General features: G+C 45.5%; 17 protein-coding genes. All 17 read right to left on the bottom strand.

All coding sequences use genetic code 11. From position 1 onward, the window contains the following. Positions 1-4: 4 nt before the first annotated feature. Positions 5-220: a DUF4911 domain-containing protein gene (locus SPSPH_RS10250; RefSeq protein ID WP_075755583.1), complete on the bottom strand. Its 216-nt coding sequence runs from the start codon at positions 218-220 to the stop codon at positions 5-7. Next, positions 217-1,452 carry a peptidase U32 family protein gene (locus SPSPH_RS10245; RefSeq protein ID WP_075755582.1) on the bottom strand — a complete coding sequence of 412 codons (1,236 nt, stop codon included), beginning with the start codon at positions 1,450-1,452 and terminating at the stop codon, positions 217-219. Before SPSPH_RS10245 ends, SPSPH_RS10250 begins: the two co-directional genes overlap by 4 nt. After that, positions 1,449-2,060, bottom strand: coding sequence for an O-methyltransferase (locus tag SPSPH_RS10240; RefSeq protein ID WP_075755581.1), 612 nt, complete (start codon positions 2,058-2,060; stop codon positions 1,449-1,451). Before SPSPH_RS10240 ends, SPSPH_RS10245 begins: the two co-directional genes overlap by 4 nt. Position 2,061: 1 nt before the next feature. Next, positions 2,062-3,075 carry an endolytic transglycosylase MltG gene (mltG, locus tag SPSPH_RS10235; RefSeq protein ID WP_233138780.1) on the bottom strand — a complete coding sequence of 338 codons (1,014 nt, stop codon included), beginning with the start codon at positions 3,073-3,075 and terminating at the stop codon, positions 2,062-2,064. A gap of 101 nt (positions 3,076-3,176) precedes the next feature. Next, on the bottom strand, positions 3,177-3,515 hold the full coding sequence (locus tag SPSPH_RS10230; RefSeq protein ID WP_075755580.1) for a DUF1292 domain-containing protein: 339 nt from the start codon (positions 3,513-3,515) through the stop codon (positions 3,177-3,179). Between the two features lie 67 nt (positions 3,516-3,582). Then, entirely contained in the window at positions 3,583-4,017 is a 435-nt protein-coding gene (gene ruvX / locus SPSPH_RS10225; RefSeq protein ID WP_075755579.1) for a Holliday junction resolvase RuvX, read from the bottom strand. Between the two features lie 37 nt (positions 4,018-4,054). Continuing rightward, on the bottom strand, positions 4,055-5,002 hold the full coding sequence (locus SPSPH_RS10220; protein ID WP_075755578.1) for an aldo/keto reductase: 948 nt from the start codon (positions 5,000-5,002) through the stop codon (positions 4,055-4,057). After that, a complete protein-coding gene (locus tag SPSPH_RS10215) occupies positions 5,003-5,260 on the bottom strand; it encodes an IreB family regulatory phosphoprotein (protein ID WP_075755577.1) in 258 nt (85 codons plus the stop codon). Between the two features lie 146 nt (positions 5,261-5,406). After that, a complete protein-coding gene (alaS, locus tag SPSPH_RS10210; RefSeq protein WP_109298193.1) occupies positions 5,407-8,025 on the bottom strand; it encodes an alanine--tRNA ligase in 2,619 nt (872 codons plus the stop codon). Positions 8,026-8,182: 157 nt separating this feature from the next. After that, positions 8,183-9,208: an AI-2E family transporter gene (locus SPSPH_RS10205; protein WP_075755575.1), complete on the bottom strand. Its 1,026-nt coding sequence runs from the start codon at positions 9,206-9,208 to the stop codon at positions 8,183-8,185. Positions 9,209-9,268: 60 nt separating this feature from the next. Then, positions 9,269-9,469 (bottom strand): hypothetical protein, encoded by a 201-nt coding sequence (locus tag SPSPH_RS10200; protein WP_146196577.1) that lies wholly within the window; start codon positions 9,467-9,469, stop codon positions 9,269-9,271. A 1-nt stretch (position 9,470) separates the two neighbouring features. Next, a complete protein-coding gene (locus SPSPH_RS10195; protein WP_075755573.1) occupies positions 9,471-9,668 on the bottom strand; it encodes a hypothetical protein in 198 nt (65 codons plus the stop codon). Between the two features lie 11 nt (positions 9,669-9,679). Next, positions 9,680-10,195, bottom strand: a complete 516-nt coding sequence (locus SPSPH_RS10190; RefSeq protein ID WP_083945468.1) for a PRC-barrel domain-containing protein — start codon at positions 10,193-10,195, stop codon at positions 9,680-9,682. Between the two features lie 66 nt (positions 10,196-10,261). After that, a complete protein-coding gene (gene mnmA, locus SPSPH_RS10185; RefSeq protein ID WP_075755571.1) occupies positions 10,262-11,356 on the bottom strand; it encodes a tRNA 2-thiouridine(34) synthase MnmA in 1,095 nt (364 codons plus the stop codon). A gap of 7 nt (positions 11,357-11,363) precedes the next feature. Beyond that, a complete protein-coding gene (gene nifU / locus SPSPH_RS10180; RefSeq protein WP_075755570.1) occupies positions 11,364-11,735 on the bottom strand; it encodes a Fe-S cluster assembly scaffold protein NifU in 372 nt (123 codons plus the stop codon). Positions 11,736-11,759: 24 nt separating this feature from the next. Further along, complete coding sequence (gene nifS, locus SPSPH_RS10175; protein ID WP_075755569.1) at positions 11,760-12,971, bottom strand: cysteine desulfurase NifS; 1,212 nt, start codon at positions 12,969-12,971, stop codon at positions 11,760-11,762. Position 12,972: 1 nt separating this feature from the next. Beyond that, positions 12,973-13,407, bottom strand: coding sequence for an RrF2 family transcriptional regulator (locus SPSPH_RS10170; RefSeq protein ID WP_075756049.1), 435 nt, complete (start codon positions 13,405-13,407; stop codon positions 12,973-12,975). Positions 13,408-13,536 lie beyond the last annotated feature (129 nt).

Here is a 13,536-nt window from a genome sequence, read left to right as displayed (position 1 = left end):
TTATTCAGGCTTCAATATATTGAACCTCAATCGGCAGATGGGCCAGTATTTCACGGACATCGCCGACCGTATCCGGGGTTGCCCGGATTATCAAAATTCCGGCCTTCCGGTCCAAAGTACTGACAACCCCCAGATATTCATATCCTTCCATGATTCGGTTGACAAAATTTACATCTTTGGGTTCAACCTGAATGCAGATCGGTTTTATCGTGTCTTTCATTCAAACCCCCGTTTGGCCTCAGGACGCCTTAGCATAGCGTAAGGTACCACTGGTTTGTCTACCGGCATGGTTATAATTTGCTGCGGGTGAGGCGCTACATCGATAGCATGACCTTCGGCATCAAACATCGCCCGAATGGTCTGAACGAAATTTTCTCTGCCAGGCTGCATAATTTCAATTTGTTCCCCAACCTTCATATTGTTGCGCTGCTCAACAACAGCCCTGCCTGTTGCCGGATCATATTCTTTGACAAGTCCGATAAAATCATGGGTTTGCAAATAGCTGGACGAAGTATAAATCTGATCCTGTTCGGTAGTTTTATTAAAATAAAAGCCGGTTGTATATTCCCGGTGCGATACTTTTTGCAGTTCTTCCAGCCATTCCTGCTTAAAGTGAAAGGCACCGCCTGCACTGACATAAGCATCAATGGCTTCCCGGTAAACCTTGATAACGGTAGCAACATAATGAACACTTTTCATGCGGCCTTCAATTTTAAAACTGTCTAAGCCACTGTCAATTAACTCAGGCAAATAAGTAATAAGACATAAGTCTTTGGAATTGAAGATATAGGTACCGCGTTCATCTTCCACCACAGGCAGATAAACTCCCGGCCTGCTTTCTTCCATAACATGATATTTCCAGCGGCAAGGCTGCGCACATTGTCCCCGGTTAGCGTCACGTCCTGTTAGATAATTGCTTATCAGACAGCGCCCCGAATAAGACATACACATCGCACCATGAACAAAAGCTTCCAGTTCAACAGCTACCTTTTCCCGAATAAGTCTGATATCGGCCAGTGAAAGTTCTCTTGCCAGCACCACCCGTGCTGCACCAAGCTCTTGCCAAAACTGAACGGTCGACCAGTTTGTGCTGTTAGCCTGTGTGCTGATATGAATAGGCAGCGCCGGCGCGACTTGGCGGGCTATGCGAAAGACGCCAAGATCTGAGACAATGATAGCATCAGCGCCCATAGCAGCAACAGTGCGTATGTAATCAGGCAAAGCAGCCAGGTCATCATTATGAGGAAAAATGTTAATCGTGATATAGGCTTTTTTGCCCAGACTGTGAGCAAAATCAATGCCTTGTTTCAGTTCATGTTCTTCAAAATTGTCGCTGAAGGCCCGCAGGCCAAATGCTTTTCCGCCCATATACACAGCATCTGCTCCATAAAGGAGCGCCATCTTTAGTTTTTCTAAATTCCCCGCTGGGGCTAACAACTCCGGTATTTTCATATATTCGCCCTTCCCTGATAATGCGATACGGCCATACCATCACCAGTGTGATGCACTACCGTCTTGAACCGCTTATCCTTAGTTACAAAGTCAAGGTACGCCTTAAGCCGTTTAATAATTGTGCGAAAACGTCTGGGTGCGTTACTGTCATCAAGAACCCAGCCTCTAAATAGAACATTATCGGCAATAATAACAGCTCCTGGAAGCAGTTTATCCATAACTTTATGCAAATAGTCAAGATATTGCCCCTTGGCTGCATCAATAAATACCAAATCAAAACTGCCGGTTAATGCCGGTAAAACCTCGCCGGCATCACCGGCAATCATGGTAACCTGCTCAAGCTTGCCCGCCTGAGCCAAAAAATTGCTGGCAATTTCGAGCCGGGCTCCATCTTGCTCAATGGTTGTGATCTTGCCATTCGGTGCCATTGCAGCCGTCAATAAGAGCGTGGAATAGCCAATCGCTGTCCCGATTTCTAAAATCGATACCGGTTTGGCGGCTGCAGTCACTTCCTGCAGCAAGCGGCCGCCTTCCCGGCTGATAATTGGTACCTTATGAATATTGGCGTAGTCCTGCATGGTAATTAAGATCTGCTGTTGCTTGTCCATACTAAATCTGCACCTGACTGATTGCGCTCAAATGTTCTTCATAAGTCTTACTAAAGTGATGCTTGCCCTGTTTATCGGCAACAAAATACAAATAATCGGTCTTCTCAGCAAAAAGTACCGCTTTAATGGCTGCACTGCCCGGATTGGCAATAGGTCCTGGCGGCAATCCCATACTCTGGTAGGTGTTATACGGGGAATCAATTTGTGTATCCTGAATGGTAAGTTCAGCCTTCGGATACCCCAAAATATACTGAATGGTGGCACAGGATTGCAGCGGCATGTCTTTCTTCATTCTATTTGAAAATACACCGGCAATTACCGGCTGTTCTTCACTCAGTTTAGCTTCTTTTTCTACCAGTGAAGCCAGGATAATGACCTCACGGACAGAAAGCCCCTGTTGGGCTGCCTGCTGTCTGAGATCAGGTGTTAGTTTGGCATCAAATTGTTTGACCATCAGGGCCAGCATTTCTTCCTCACTGATTCCCTTGGCAAACCGGTATGTGTCAGGAAAAATAAATCCTTCGGCACTATATTTTGTATTAGGGTTAGCTTGCATATACGGATAGGGGGAAAAGGTTTTAGCCAAAGCTTTAAACTTTTCCGGATCAGCTATTTTTTTCTCAGCCAATAGCCCGGCAATCTGATCAACGGTATATCCTTCCGGAATAGTAATTTGCTGATAGGCGGTTTGACCTTGTGACATCATATCAAGCATTTGGTTCACTGGCATTACCGGGCTAATCGCATATTCTCCAGCCTGCAGCGAGTTTTCCACACCTCGAAGCTTAGCAGCAATCCGAAAGACGAACGCATTTTTAATTAAGTCTCTGTTTTCCAGTTCATCTGCAATTACTTTGGTCGGAGTGCCTGGTTTAACAGTAAAAACAACCGGTTCACCGGCAGTACCGGCCGGTTGAGCAAACGTCCAGCCAAGCATAGCGCTAAAACCAACAAGTGTTATTACCAGTATGCTGACCATAGTTGTTGTAGACATCAAATTTTTCAGCATAATCATTAACTATCTCCCGTTCCTGTAATCTGAAGCTATTATATTATAATATATAATGCCAAGGTAGACAAACAATAAAAAAAGAAGCCTGTTCGGCTTCTTTATTTTTATTCTTCCTCGTCTTCAAAAACTAATTCTTCATAAGCCTGGCGAACTGCTTCAAACTCTTCATCTGTTGGATCTACGTAAATTTCTTCGCCATCTTCATCAACATCAATCCGGGCAATAAACACATCGGTTTCTTCATCACAGCCACAACCGCAGCTACAGCTGTCTTCGCCGCCTTCTTCTTCAACGTCGATGGGTACCAGTATAGCGAAACGCTTGTCACCAACAGGAACAATCATATCTTCGCGATAATAGTATTCGTTGCCTTCTTCGTCAGTCATGACTACTACCGGTTCGTCTTCAAACTCCATGATATCATCTTTTTCATTGTCAGCCATTTCTTCACCTCATTTTACTCATACGCAATGTAATTGTATCCTAGAAAACATATCCTGTCAAGGAAACCTATGGCTCTCTTGCTGTTGTGCGGGGCAAACTGTCAAGATAGCCCTGCAGTATAAATACAGCAGCCATTTTATCAATAACCTGACGGCGTTTGGCCCGGCTGACATCAGCCGCTATCAATGACTTTTCCGCCGCTACGGTTGACAGGCGTTCATCCCAAAAGGCAGCTTCCACATCCGGAATAGTTTGCAGCATGTCCTGAGCAAACTGTTTTACGAGTTCACCCCGGGGACCGATAGTACCATTCATATTTTTGGGCAAACCGATAACAACCAATCCCACTTGATACTGGTTAATCAGTTCTTTCAGCCTGGCAAAGTCCCGGGACGGCGTCGTTCGCCTGACAACCTCCACCCCTTGTGCTGTCAGTTTGAGTTCGTCACAAACAGCCACACCTATGGTTTTGTCCCCAACGTCAAGTGCTAGTATACGCATATATCCTCCAAAATATATAGCAAAATAGATATTTTTATTAAATTACTTTTAAACAGAAATCCGGACAATAGGCGCCGCAATAACCGCATAAGATACACCGGGCGTAATCGGCTCTGACTTTGCCCTCAACAACGGCTAATGCCCCTGCCGGACAGCGCGAGGCACACTGGCCGCAACCGGCGCACCAATCTTCCACCAGCAGTCTTCTGGGTGCTGCTTTCACGTTGTCCCAGAGCTGACTGTCAGGATTTTTTCCGGAAAATATGGCTGTATTCAGCAGCACTTCATCGATTGTCTGCATACCGACAGCAATGGAAGTAATGCCTGACTGAGCCAGTATCCAGGCAAAAGCCTGCGCAGCAATGGCATTCAAGTGTCCCCCGCCCAATGCTTTCATCGCATAGATGCCTTTGCCACAGTCTACCGCAAAGCGGATGGCTTCCAGCATTTCTCCGGCAGTCCCGTCCGTAATGCCAATTCCTTTTATGTTGATTATGGGATGAATTATATCTATTTCCTCAATGAGGGCAGCGGCCCGCACAACGTCAATGGTATGGGTTGACACACCGGTTGCCCTGATTATTCCCTGACGTTTGGCATCACACAAGTACGCCAGCGCGTCCGCATGACCTTTGAGCGTCATTCTGGAAGACTGTTCATGCAGTAGAAATATATCAATATAATCACGGCCAATTTCGCGGCAGGCAGTTTCCACGCTTGTCCGCATATCCTCATAAGTATAGGCATAAGATTTGGACGCAATAATTATATGTTTCCCGCCATCAGCCATGGCTTTCCGAATATAAGGATATGTACCATATAATTCGGCAGTATCAACAAAATTGACCCCTGCATCAAACGCTGCTCTCATAACGGCAGCCCCCTCGGCAAGCGGGCGGTTTGACTGCAAGGGGCCAATAGTGAGTCCGCCAAAACATAGTTTTGACACCTTAAGACCGGTTTGGCCAAGTACCTGATAATCCATTTACTTGTTTTTAAGATAGGCTCGGACTAACTCCTCAATAATTTCATCACGTTCCAGCTTGCGAATTAAACTGCGCGCATTATTATGACTGGTTATGTACGTTGGGTCACCGGATAGCAAATATCCAACCAATTGATTTATCGGATTGTAGCCTTTTTCCCTTAATGACTGGTAAACCGTAGTCAGGATTACTTCCGCTGCATTGGTTTCATCATTATGTACTTTAAACATCATGGTCTCTTGGGATGTGTTGGTCATAAAGCCTCCTCCTCCCTTATATTATCGGCAAAGCATTAACCTATATATTCTACTTCTCACTATATTTTTCCTGTTAGTTTATTAAAATTTTTACAGGCAGGCCTCAAAGCCTGCCTGTAAACCGGTCTTTTTTGGTAAAGTACGACCTATTTTATTTGTGTTTTAATAATTTGTTCGGCAATCTGCAGTGCTTCACCGATTTTTTCCGGCTGCTTGCCACCGGCTTGAGCCATGTCAGGCCGCCCGCCGCCGCCGCCGCCAGCCGTTTTGGCTGTTTCCTTAATGATATTGCCGGCATGGATACCTTTTTTTACACAATCGGCAGTTGCCATCGCAATAAAATTAACCTTATCGCCGTTAACAGCACCCAGCACAACTACACCGGATTGTAAACGGTCTCGCACCATGTCGCCGGTTGCACGCAGATTTTCCATGTCGGCAGCAACCACTTGCCCGATAACAACCTGCACGCCATTAATATCTTTAATAGCGGCTAACAGGTCTTGTACCTCGTTCTTAGCCAATTTTGTCTGCAGTGCACTTACTTCTTTTTCTAAATCACGGACACGTCCGTTGAGACCCTCAAGCCGGGTTACCATTTCTTCCGGCCGGGTCTTAAGCAAGGCTGACGCTTCCTTGATAAGGCCGGTTTGAGCCTTGAGGTATTCATGTGCCCCATAACCGGTAACAGCCTCAATCCGGCGCATCCCGGCACCAATGCCTGCCTCGCTGATAATTTTAAACAGGCCAATTTCGGCAGTAACGTCAACATGCGTACCGCCACACAGTTCTTTACTAAAGCTGTCTACCATGACAACCCGTACCTGCTCACCGTATTTTTCACCAAACAGAGCCATTGCTCCCATTTCCTTGGCTACATCCTGAGTAGTCTCAATAATGCCAACACTGGTGTTATTCAAAATGACATCATTTACAATTTCCTCAACTTCAGCAAGCTGTCCGGCGGTTACAGGCGCAAAATGCGTAAAGTCAAAACGCAGACGACTGTCATCAACAGAGGAACCGGCCTGATTAACATGTCCGCCCAACACTTGTTTTAAAGCAGCATGCAGCAGATGAGTGGCAGTATGATTACGGGCAATATGCCGGCGTCTGGCAAAATCTACGGTTAAATCAGCCGTTTCACCGGTTTTGATTGAACCTTCACTCACCTGACCAATATGGTAAATCGTTCCATCAGGCAGCTTGCGGGTATTGTTTACTTCGATTTTACCCAGTAAACCGGTAATCAGGCCGGTATCTCCCACCTGACCGCCACCTTCGGCGTAAAAAGGCGTAACATCTAAAATAACGGCAATTTCATCCCCGTCAAAGGCTTCTTCAACAATTTTACCTGCTTTAAACAGCAGGACGACTTTGGCAGTTTCGGCATCAGGTTTATAACTAAGCTCTTCTGTCACCAAATCTGATAAATCAGGAATAACAACCTGCTCTTCACTGTCCTGGCGTGCGGCACGGGCCCGTTCGCGTTGTTCAGTCATGGCCTGGTTAAAACCTTGCTTATCTAAAGTCATGTTATGTTCGCTCAAAATCTCTTCCGTGAGCTCCCACGGGAAGCCAAAGGTATCGTACAGCTTAAAGGCGGTTGTACCGTCAAGGGTAGTTTTGCCGGCTTGGGTCAATTCCTGGATATGTTTATTTAATAATTCAATCCCCTGAGTAAGGGTGGTATGGAAACGTTCTTCTTCTAATTGAATTACTTTTTTCAGATATGCTTTTTTGTCGCTAATATCCGGATAGGCCTCAGCGAAAATACGGGAAACCACATCAACAATATCTGTGAGGAACGGTTTTTCAATCCCCAGCAAGCGGGCATGGCGGACAGCCCGCCGCAAAATCCTGCGCAGAACATAACCGCGTCCTTCATTGGAAGGCAGCACACCGTCGGCAATCATAACCGTCATACTGCGGCCATGGTCGGCAATTACTTTTAACGACACATCATTTTTAGCAGATTGTCCATAGGTAACACCGGCTACATTCGCCGCATACTCGATAATGGGGTATAATAAATCGGTTTCAAAATTTGAACGTTTATGTTGCAGCACTGAAGCTATCCGCTCCAGGCCGGCGCCGGTATCAATATTCTTCTTGGCAAGCGGCGTATAATTGCCGTTTTCATCCCGGTCAAACTGAGTAAAGACCAAATTCCAAATTTCTAAATAACGGTCACAATCACAGCCTACTGCACAGCCAGGCTTGCCGCATCCCCGCTCTTCACCTAAATCAATATGGATTTCCGAACAGGGACCACAGGGTCCTGGGCCAATTTCCCAGAAATTCTCTTCCAGCCGGATAATACGGTCTGCCGGAATTTTAATATCATTATGCCAGATGTCAAAAGCTTCATCATCACCGGTATGTATGGTAATCCAGAGCTTGTCTTGGGGCAATTCCAACTTCTCGGTCAGAAATTCCCAGGCCCAGGCAATGGCTTCTTTTTTAAAATAATCACCGAAAGAAAAATTGCCAAGCATTTCAAAAAAAGTATGATGGCGCGCAGTTCTGCCTACATTTTCAATATCACCGGTACGAACACATTTTTGACTTGTAGAAATCCGGGTATGCGGCGGTTTCATTTTGCCGGTAAAAAAGGGTTTAAATGGAGCCATCCCTGCACCGATTAACAGCAGGGACGGATCATTCTCAGGAATGAGTGAATAACTTGACTGAATTAGATGATCTTTACTTGCAAAGAAATCCAGAAACAGTTTTCGCAGTTCGTTTCCGGTTAGTTGTTTCAAATCAATCAGCTCCAATGTGCTAAATTTAAGCATTATTCTGGTGGAATTATACTACAGTTTAAGATTTAGTGTCAATATTTGGTCTTGTTAAGTGGCTTGCTAGTATTAAGTTAACATCACAGACATGTTAACTTAATAAGGCTCATTTCAGGAAAAACTATAACAACAGCTTAATACTATGCTTAACAAGTACTTTTCCTACTGCCGCCACCGGTACGCCCAGCAGCATGCCAATAATCCCAAATAATTCTCCGCCGGCAAACAAAAAAAAGATTACTGTAAGCGGATGCAGCCCCACACTCTCTCCTAATATCTTCGGGGCAATAACACTACCTTCCAATTGGTGGATAACCAAAAATAATATTGCCACCTTCAGGGCCAATACGGGTGATTCCAGCAAGGCCAGGGTTACGGCCGGGGCGGCTCCAATAAATGCGCCGAAATACGGAATAATATCAAGCAACCCGGCGGCAATGCCTATTAACAGGGCAAAAGGAACATGAAACAAATATAAGCCGGAGCTCACTAATACACCGACAATTAGGGCTACGGTAAGCTGGCCGCGAATGATTCCGCTTAATACGGTATCAATGTCCTTAAGGGCCAGGGTTAGTTCATTCCGCCAATGGCACGGAACCAACCGAAAGATGCCTTCTTTGATTGAGTACCCATCGCGCAGGAAATAATAAGCCAGTATCGGCGTAATAGCCAGCCCGATTACATGGGAAAGCAAGCCCATAATACTGCCGGCCAATTCACGGGCAAAAGACTGACCTGCCTGTTGCAACGCCAACATGGAATCATCAATAGCAACACGCATGGAATACGGTATAACTGAATTTTGATATTGACTCTGAATAAGATAAAGCAGTTCCTCACCTTTTTTAAGAATATGCGGTAATTCTTTGGCGAAATTTTCCAGGTCATTGACAAAAATAGGCACAAGACGAGTTGTTCCCAGGACAAAAACTGCAAATACAACAACATACAGCAGGGCAATAGACCAGCCGCGTGACAGACCTTTATTTTCCAGATAACATACGCCCGGATTAAGCAGATATACTAAAAATAAAGCAATTAAGAATGGATAGAGGCTGCTGCGGACAAGCCAGAGAAAATATACAATTGCCGATAAAAATAATAGTACAAGAATAAGCCGGAAATGCTTTTTAGTGAGTTGCATATTTTCCTCCTGTAGTTGAATAAGAAAAAGGAGACCACAAGGCCTCCCTATTACTGAATACTAATCCAGTTTTTTCATCAGTCGCCGGCGTGCCCGGCGCGCACCCCGCATCAACTCCCGGGTGGTGTCGGTAACGGTGTCGGTACTGCGCTCAAGCAGCGGTTTTTTCTGTGGTTTGGCCATGGGACCTATGATAGCGCCGAGTACGGTTCCTAGAAATCCACCGAAGATCAACCCTTGCCAAAAATTGCTGCGCATCATATCACCCCTTTTGTACCTCTAGATTTACAGTACCCTGCAGCAAATCCTCATATAGAGTCAAAGTGCCGTCAGCCTCAACATTAAAAATTTTTACGTCTTGGTTCCGGACCATAAACTCCACACAACAGTCCCAGCAGTAGTACTGGTCGGCACCCACTTTACCTATTCCATGTCGTCCGCATACCGGACAAGTTGTCATGCAAATCCACCTCACACCTCTTTTGATTCAGGTATAAGAAGATTGGTCATAGTGTCAGGAACTATCACAAGTTCCTGACTAACAACTTGTGCCTCAGGCAGCGGCATAACTTTGCGGCCATACAACAAATCAGTGATAAGGCCTTCAGAAACTTCATAAGCCTTTATCTCACCGGTAGCAGAGTCAAAAAGAGCGTCAACCAATATGCCTAAACTTAATCCGGCATCAGTATAAATCGGCTTATCCAGTAAATCATTCAAATGGTAGACCGTTCCCGGCATCATAGCCGGTGTTAAGTCCCGCACCGCATAAGCAGCCCTGACCATGACGGCGGCACTGCCTACCCTGGATAAATCTTCAAACAATATACCCTGGTCGTTAGTAAACCAATTAGCGCCAGCAAGGACAATACCACGAACAACAGCCTGCTCCAAGTCTACAATTACTTCTTTTACCTCGCCAATCTGCGTGCCGGTCCCGGTAATAAGCACCGGCAGGCCAAATATTTCACGTAATTTTTGCATCATAGGCCTCCTGAGCAGATGGTAGTATTAGTATAACCAGAATTCAGACTGTTTATAGCATCCGTACTGCTATTTCACTACTTTTGTAATAATGCCGCCACCGACAACAATATCATCATGGTAAAATACTACTGATTGCCCGGGCGTTATGGCGCGCTGCGCCGCAGCAAACCTTACATGCACTTGTCCATTGCCGATTGGTGTTACCGTGGCTTTCGCCGGCATTGCACTATAACGAATTTTGGCGTCGGCAACAAGTGGCTTGTCCAGGTTATCGATAGTAATAAAATTGAGATCATCAGCAACAAGTTCGGATGCAAAAACATCCTGATCTGAGCCGACAATCACTTCATTACGCTCTGCATCAACCGCCACCACATACAAAGGTTTGCCAACCGCTAAGCCAAGACCTTTGCGCTGCCCGACGGTATAAAGCTGCACCCCCTGATGTTTGCCTAATACTTTGCCGGTAGTATCAATAATATTTCCCGGTCTGAGTGATTCAGGTATCCGTTCTTTCAGGAAAGCTTTATAGTCATCATTAGGCACAAAACAAATTTCCTGGCTGTCCGGTTTATCGGCAACCGACAACTCCAGCTCTTTAGCCAGTTTTCTTGTCTCGGTTTTTGTAAAACTGCCTAAAGGCATTAAAAAATGGCTTAAAGTATGCTGATTCAGGTGATATAAGGCATAGGACTGATCTTTAGCAGGGTCTACCCCCTTTTGCAGAATATAACGCTGCCGGTTTTCATCATAGCGAATCTGAGCATAATGGCCGGTGGCCACATACTCTGCCCCCAAAGCCAGCGCTTTAGTCAGCAGACCTTCAAATTTGACATAACGGTTGCAGGCAATACAGGGATTAGGGGTTCTGCCTGCGGAATACTCTGCCATAAAATACTTGACAACAGTTTCCTGAAACATATCCCGGAAGTTTAATACATAATAGGGAATGCCGAGTTTATTGGCAACCCGTCTGGCGTCATCAACCGCTGATAGGGAACAACAGCCTCTACTGTCAGGATCATCACTCCCCTGATCTTTTTCCCATATTTGCATTGTCGCGCCGATTACATCATAGCCTTGATGAACAAGAAGGGCGGCAGTTAAAGAACTGTCCACCCCTCCGCTCATGGCTACAACCACTCTGGGCTTGTCAGCCATTCATAAATCACTTTCCTTTTTTAGCAATGTAGTCCTTTATAGCTTCATGCAGCGCATCGGCTGCCAAATTAGAACAGTGCATTTTTGCCGGAGGCAAACCACCTAATGCCTCAGCCACCGCCTGGTTGGAGATTGTCAAGGCTTCATCCAGGGTTTTGCCTTTAACCATCTCTGTTACCATACTGCTGGTGGCAATGGCCGCGCCACAGCCGAAGGTTTTAAACTTAACATCGGTAATTATGTCATTTTCCACTTGCAGATAAATCCGCATAATATCGCCACATTTGGCATTACCCACTTCACCAACACCGGCAGCGTCTTTTATTTCGCCGACATTACGGGGATTGGAGAAATGGTCCATAACTTTGTCATTATACATTAGTATCCTCTCCTCAACCTTCAATTAGTGATGATGATGGCAACTAGAGCAAGGATTAGACGGCTTAAATTCAGCCGCGCTTCCATATAACGGCGACATGCTGCGCAGCCGTTCCACAATTTCCGGTACAACGTCCAGGAAGTAGTTGACATCTGCCTCTGTATTTCCCTTACCCAGTGTAACTCTAAGTGAACCATGCGCTACTTCGTGGCTTAGACCCATAGCTAAGAGGACATGCGAGGGATCTAAAGAACCGGAAGTGCAGGCAGAACCACTGGAAGCCGCAATTCCTTTCATATCAAGATTCAAGAGCAATGACTCCCCTTCGATGAACAGGAAGCTGAAGTTAGCATTGCCCGGCATTCTCATTTCCGGATGACCATTTAGCTTTACATGGGGAATCTTCTCCATAACGCCGGCAATAAGCTTGTCGCGCAAGCCGGTAACATAAGCGACCTTCTTATCCATATCCTGTTTAGCGATTTCTGCTGCTTTCCCTAATCCGACAATTCCTGGTACATTTTCGGTACCGGCCCGCATATTACGTTCATGACCGCCACCATGCTGAATTTCCTCAACTCTTACACCACGGCGGATATAGAGGGCACCAACGCCCTTGCTGGCATAGAATTTATGACCTGACAAGGTCAGCATATCTATATTTAATTCTTTTACATCAATAGGATAATTGCCGGCAACCTGTACGGCATCGGTATGAAAATAAATTCCCTTTTCCCGTGCAAGTTGTCCGATTTCTTTGATTGGTTGAATTGTTCCAACTTCATTATTGGCGAACATAACACTAATAAGTATGGTCTTGTCTGTTATGGCATTTTTTAAGTCTTCCAGGCTAATCATGGCATTTTCGTCAACCGGCAGATAGGTAACAGTAAAGCCCTGTTTTTCAAGGTATTCGCAGGTATGAAAAATAGCGTGATGCTCAATACCTGTAGTAATTATATGATTTCCTTTCTTGCGGTTGGCATAAGCCACACCCTTAATGGCTAAGTTATCCCCTTCTGTGCCGCCGCTGGTAAAGAAAATTTCCCTCGGTTCAGCGTTAATCAAGGCAGCCACCTTTTCCCGGGCATCCTCCATCGCTTTGCGGGCTTCCCGGCCAAAAGCATGGACGCTGGATGCATTGCCGAATTTGTCGGTCATATATTCCAGCATCAATTCAGCAACTTCCCGGTCAACGGGAGTCGTGGCCGAATGGTCAAAGTAAATACGTTTCATGCTACTCATCTCCTTGTCCCTTTTCTTCATTGCATAAGTCTGCGAGTGTAATTGAATCTATCACAGAAGTAATGCTGTCTCTTACCTTAGCCCAAACACCGCGGGTCACACATATATCAACCCGTTCACAGAAGGTTCTGCTTGCATCATCAGCCAGCAAACAGTCAACCGGGGCAATTGGCCCTTCCATCGTGCGGATTACATCACCAACCGAAATTTCTGCGGGATCTTTAGTCAATGCATAACCGCCTTGGGCTCCCCGGACGCTTTTTACATATCCGGCCTTCCTTAGTGTACCCATTAACTGTTCCAGATAATGTTCGGATATTCCTTGACGCTGAGCTACGCTTTTAAGTGAAATGGCGCCTTGTCCATAGTGAAGTGCCAAATCATACATAGCCGCTACGCCATATCTCCCTTTCGTTGATAACTTCACTGCAACCTCTCCCAGCCCGGCTTTTCCGAGTATTATGATAGGTTTTCTTGCTTTTACATTTTTTAATATAGCAAAATTATGGATAATTGTCAAAGGCGAAACCGTTAATTTTTTTAGTATTCGTCATCT

The organism is Sporomusa sphaeroides DSM 2875 (assembly GCF_001941975.2).
Lineage (GTDB): Bacteria > Bacillota > Negativicutes > Sporomusales > Sporomusaceae > Sporomusa > Sporomusa sphaeroides.
Note: the sequence above shows the minus strand (reverse complement) of the source record. Positions and strands in the feature narration are given on the sequence as shown.

Coding starts and splice junctions, on each gene's coding strand:
- SPSPH_RS10250 (WP_075755583.1), bottom strand. CDS start 220: ATGAAAGACACGATAAAACCGATCTGCATTCAGGTTGAACCCAAAGAT.
- SPSPH_RS10230 (WP_075755580.1), bottom strand. CDS start 3,515: ATGGCTGACAATGAAAAAGATGATATCATGGAGTTTGAAGACGAACCG.
- nifS (WP_075755569.1), bottom strand. CDS start 12,971: ATGAAACGTATTTACTTTGACCATTCGGCCACGACTCCCGTTGACCGG.
- ruvX (WP_075755579.1), bottom strand. CDS start 4,017: ATGCGTATACTAGCACTTGACGTTGGGGACAAAACCATAGGTGTGGCT.
- SPSPH_RS10200 (WP_146196577.1), bottom strand. CDS start 9,469: ATGATGCGCAGCAATTTTTGGCAAGGGTTGATCTTCGGTGGATTTCTA.
- SPSPH_RS10240 (WP_075755581.1), bottom strand. CDS start 2,060: ATGGACAAGCAACAGCAGATCTTAATTACCATGCAGGACTACGCCAAT.
- SPSPH_RS10215 (WP_075755577.1), bottom strand. CDS start 5,260: ATGACCAACACATCCCAAGAGACCATGATGTTTAAAGTACATAATGAT.
- mltG (WP_233138780.1), bottom strand. CDS start 3,075: ATGATTATGCTGAAAAATTTGATGTCTACAACAACTATGGTCAGCATA.
- nifU (WP_075755570.1), bottom strand. CDS start 11,735: ATGTATAATGACAAAGTTATGGACCATTTCTCCAATCCCCGTAATGTC.
- SPSPH_RS10190 (WP_083945468.1), bottom strand. CDS start 10,195: ATGATGCAAAAATTACGTGAAATATTTGGCCTGCCGGTGCTTATTACC.
- SPSPH_RS10205 (WP_075755575.1), bottom strand. CDS start 9,208: ATGCAACTCACTAAAAAGCATTTCCGGCTTATTCTTGTACTATTATTT.
- SPSPH_RS10195 (WP_075755573.1), bottom strand. CDS start 9,668: ATGACAACTTGTCCGGTATGCGGACGACATGGAATAGGTAAAGTGGGT.
- SPSPH_RS10220 (WP_075755578.1), bottom strand. CDS start 5,002: ATGGATTATCAGGTACTTGGCCAAACCGGTCTTAAGGTGTCAAAACTA.
- mnmA (WP_075755571.1), bottom strand. CDS start 11,356: ATGGCTGACAAGCCCAGAGTGGTTGTAGCCATGAGCGGAGGGGTGGAC.
- SPSPH_RS10245 (WP_075755582.1), bottom strand. CDS start 1,452: ATGAAAATACCGGAGTTGTTAGCCCCAGCGGGGAATTTAGAAAAACTA.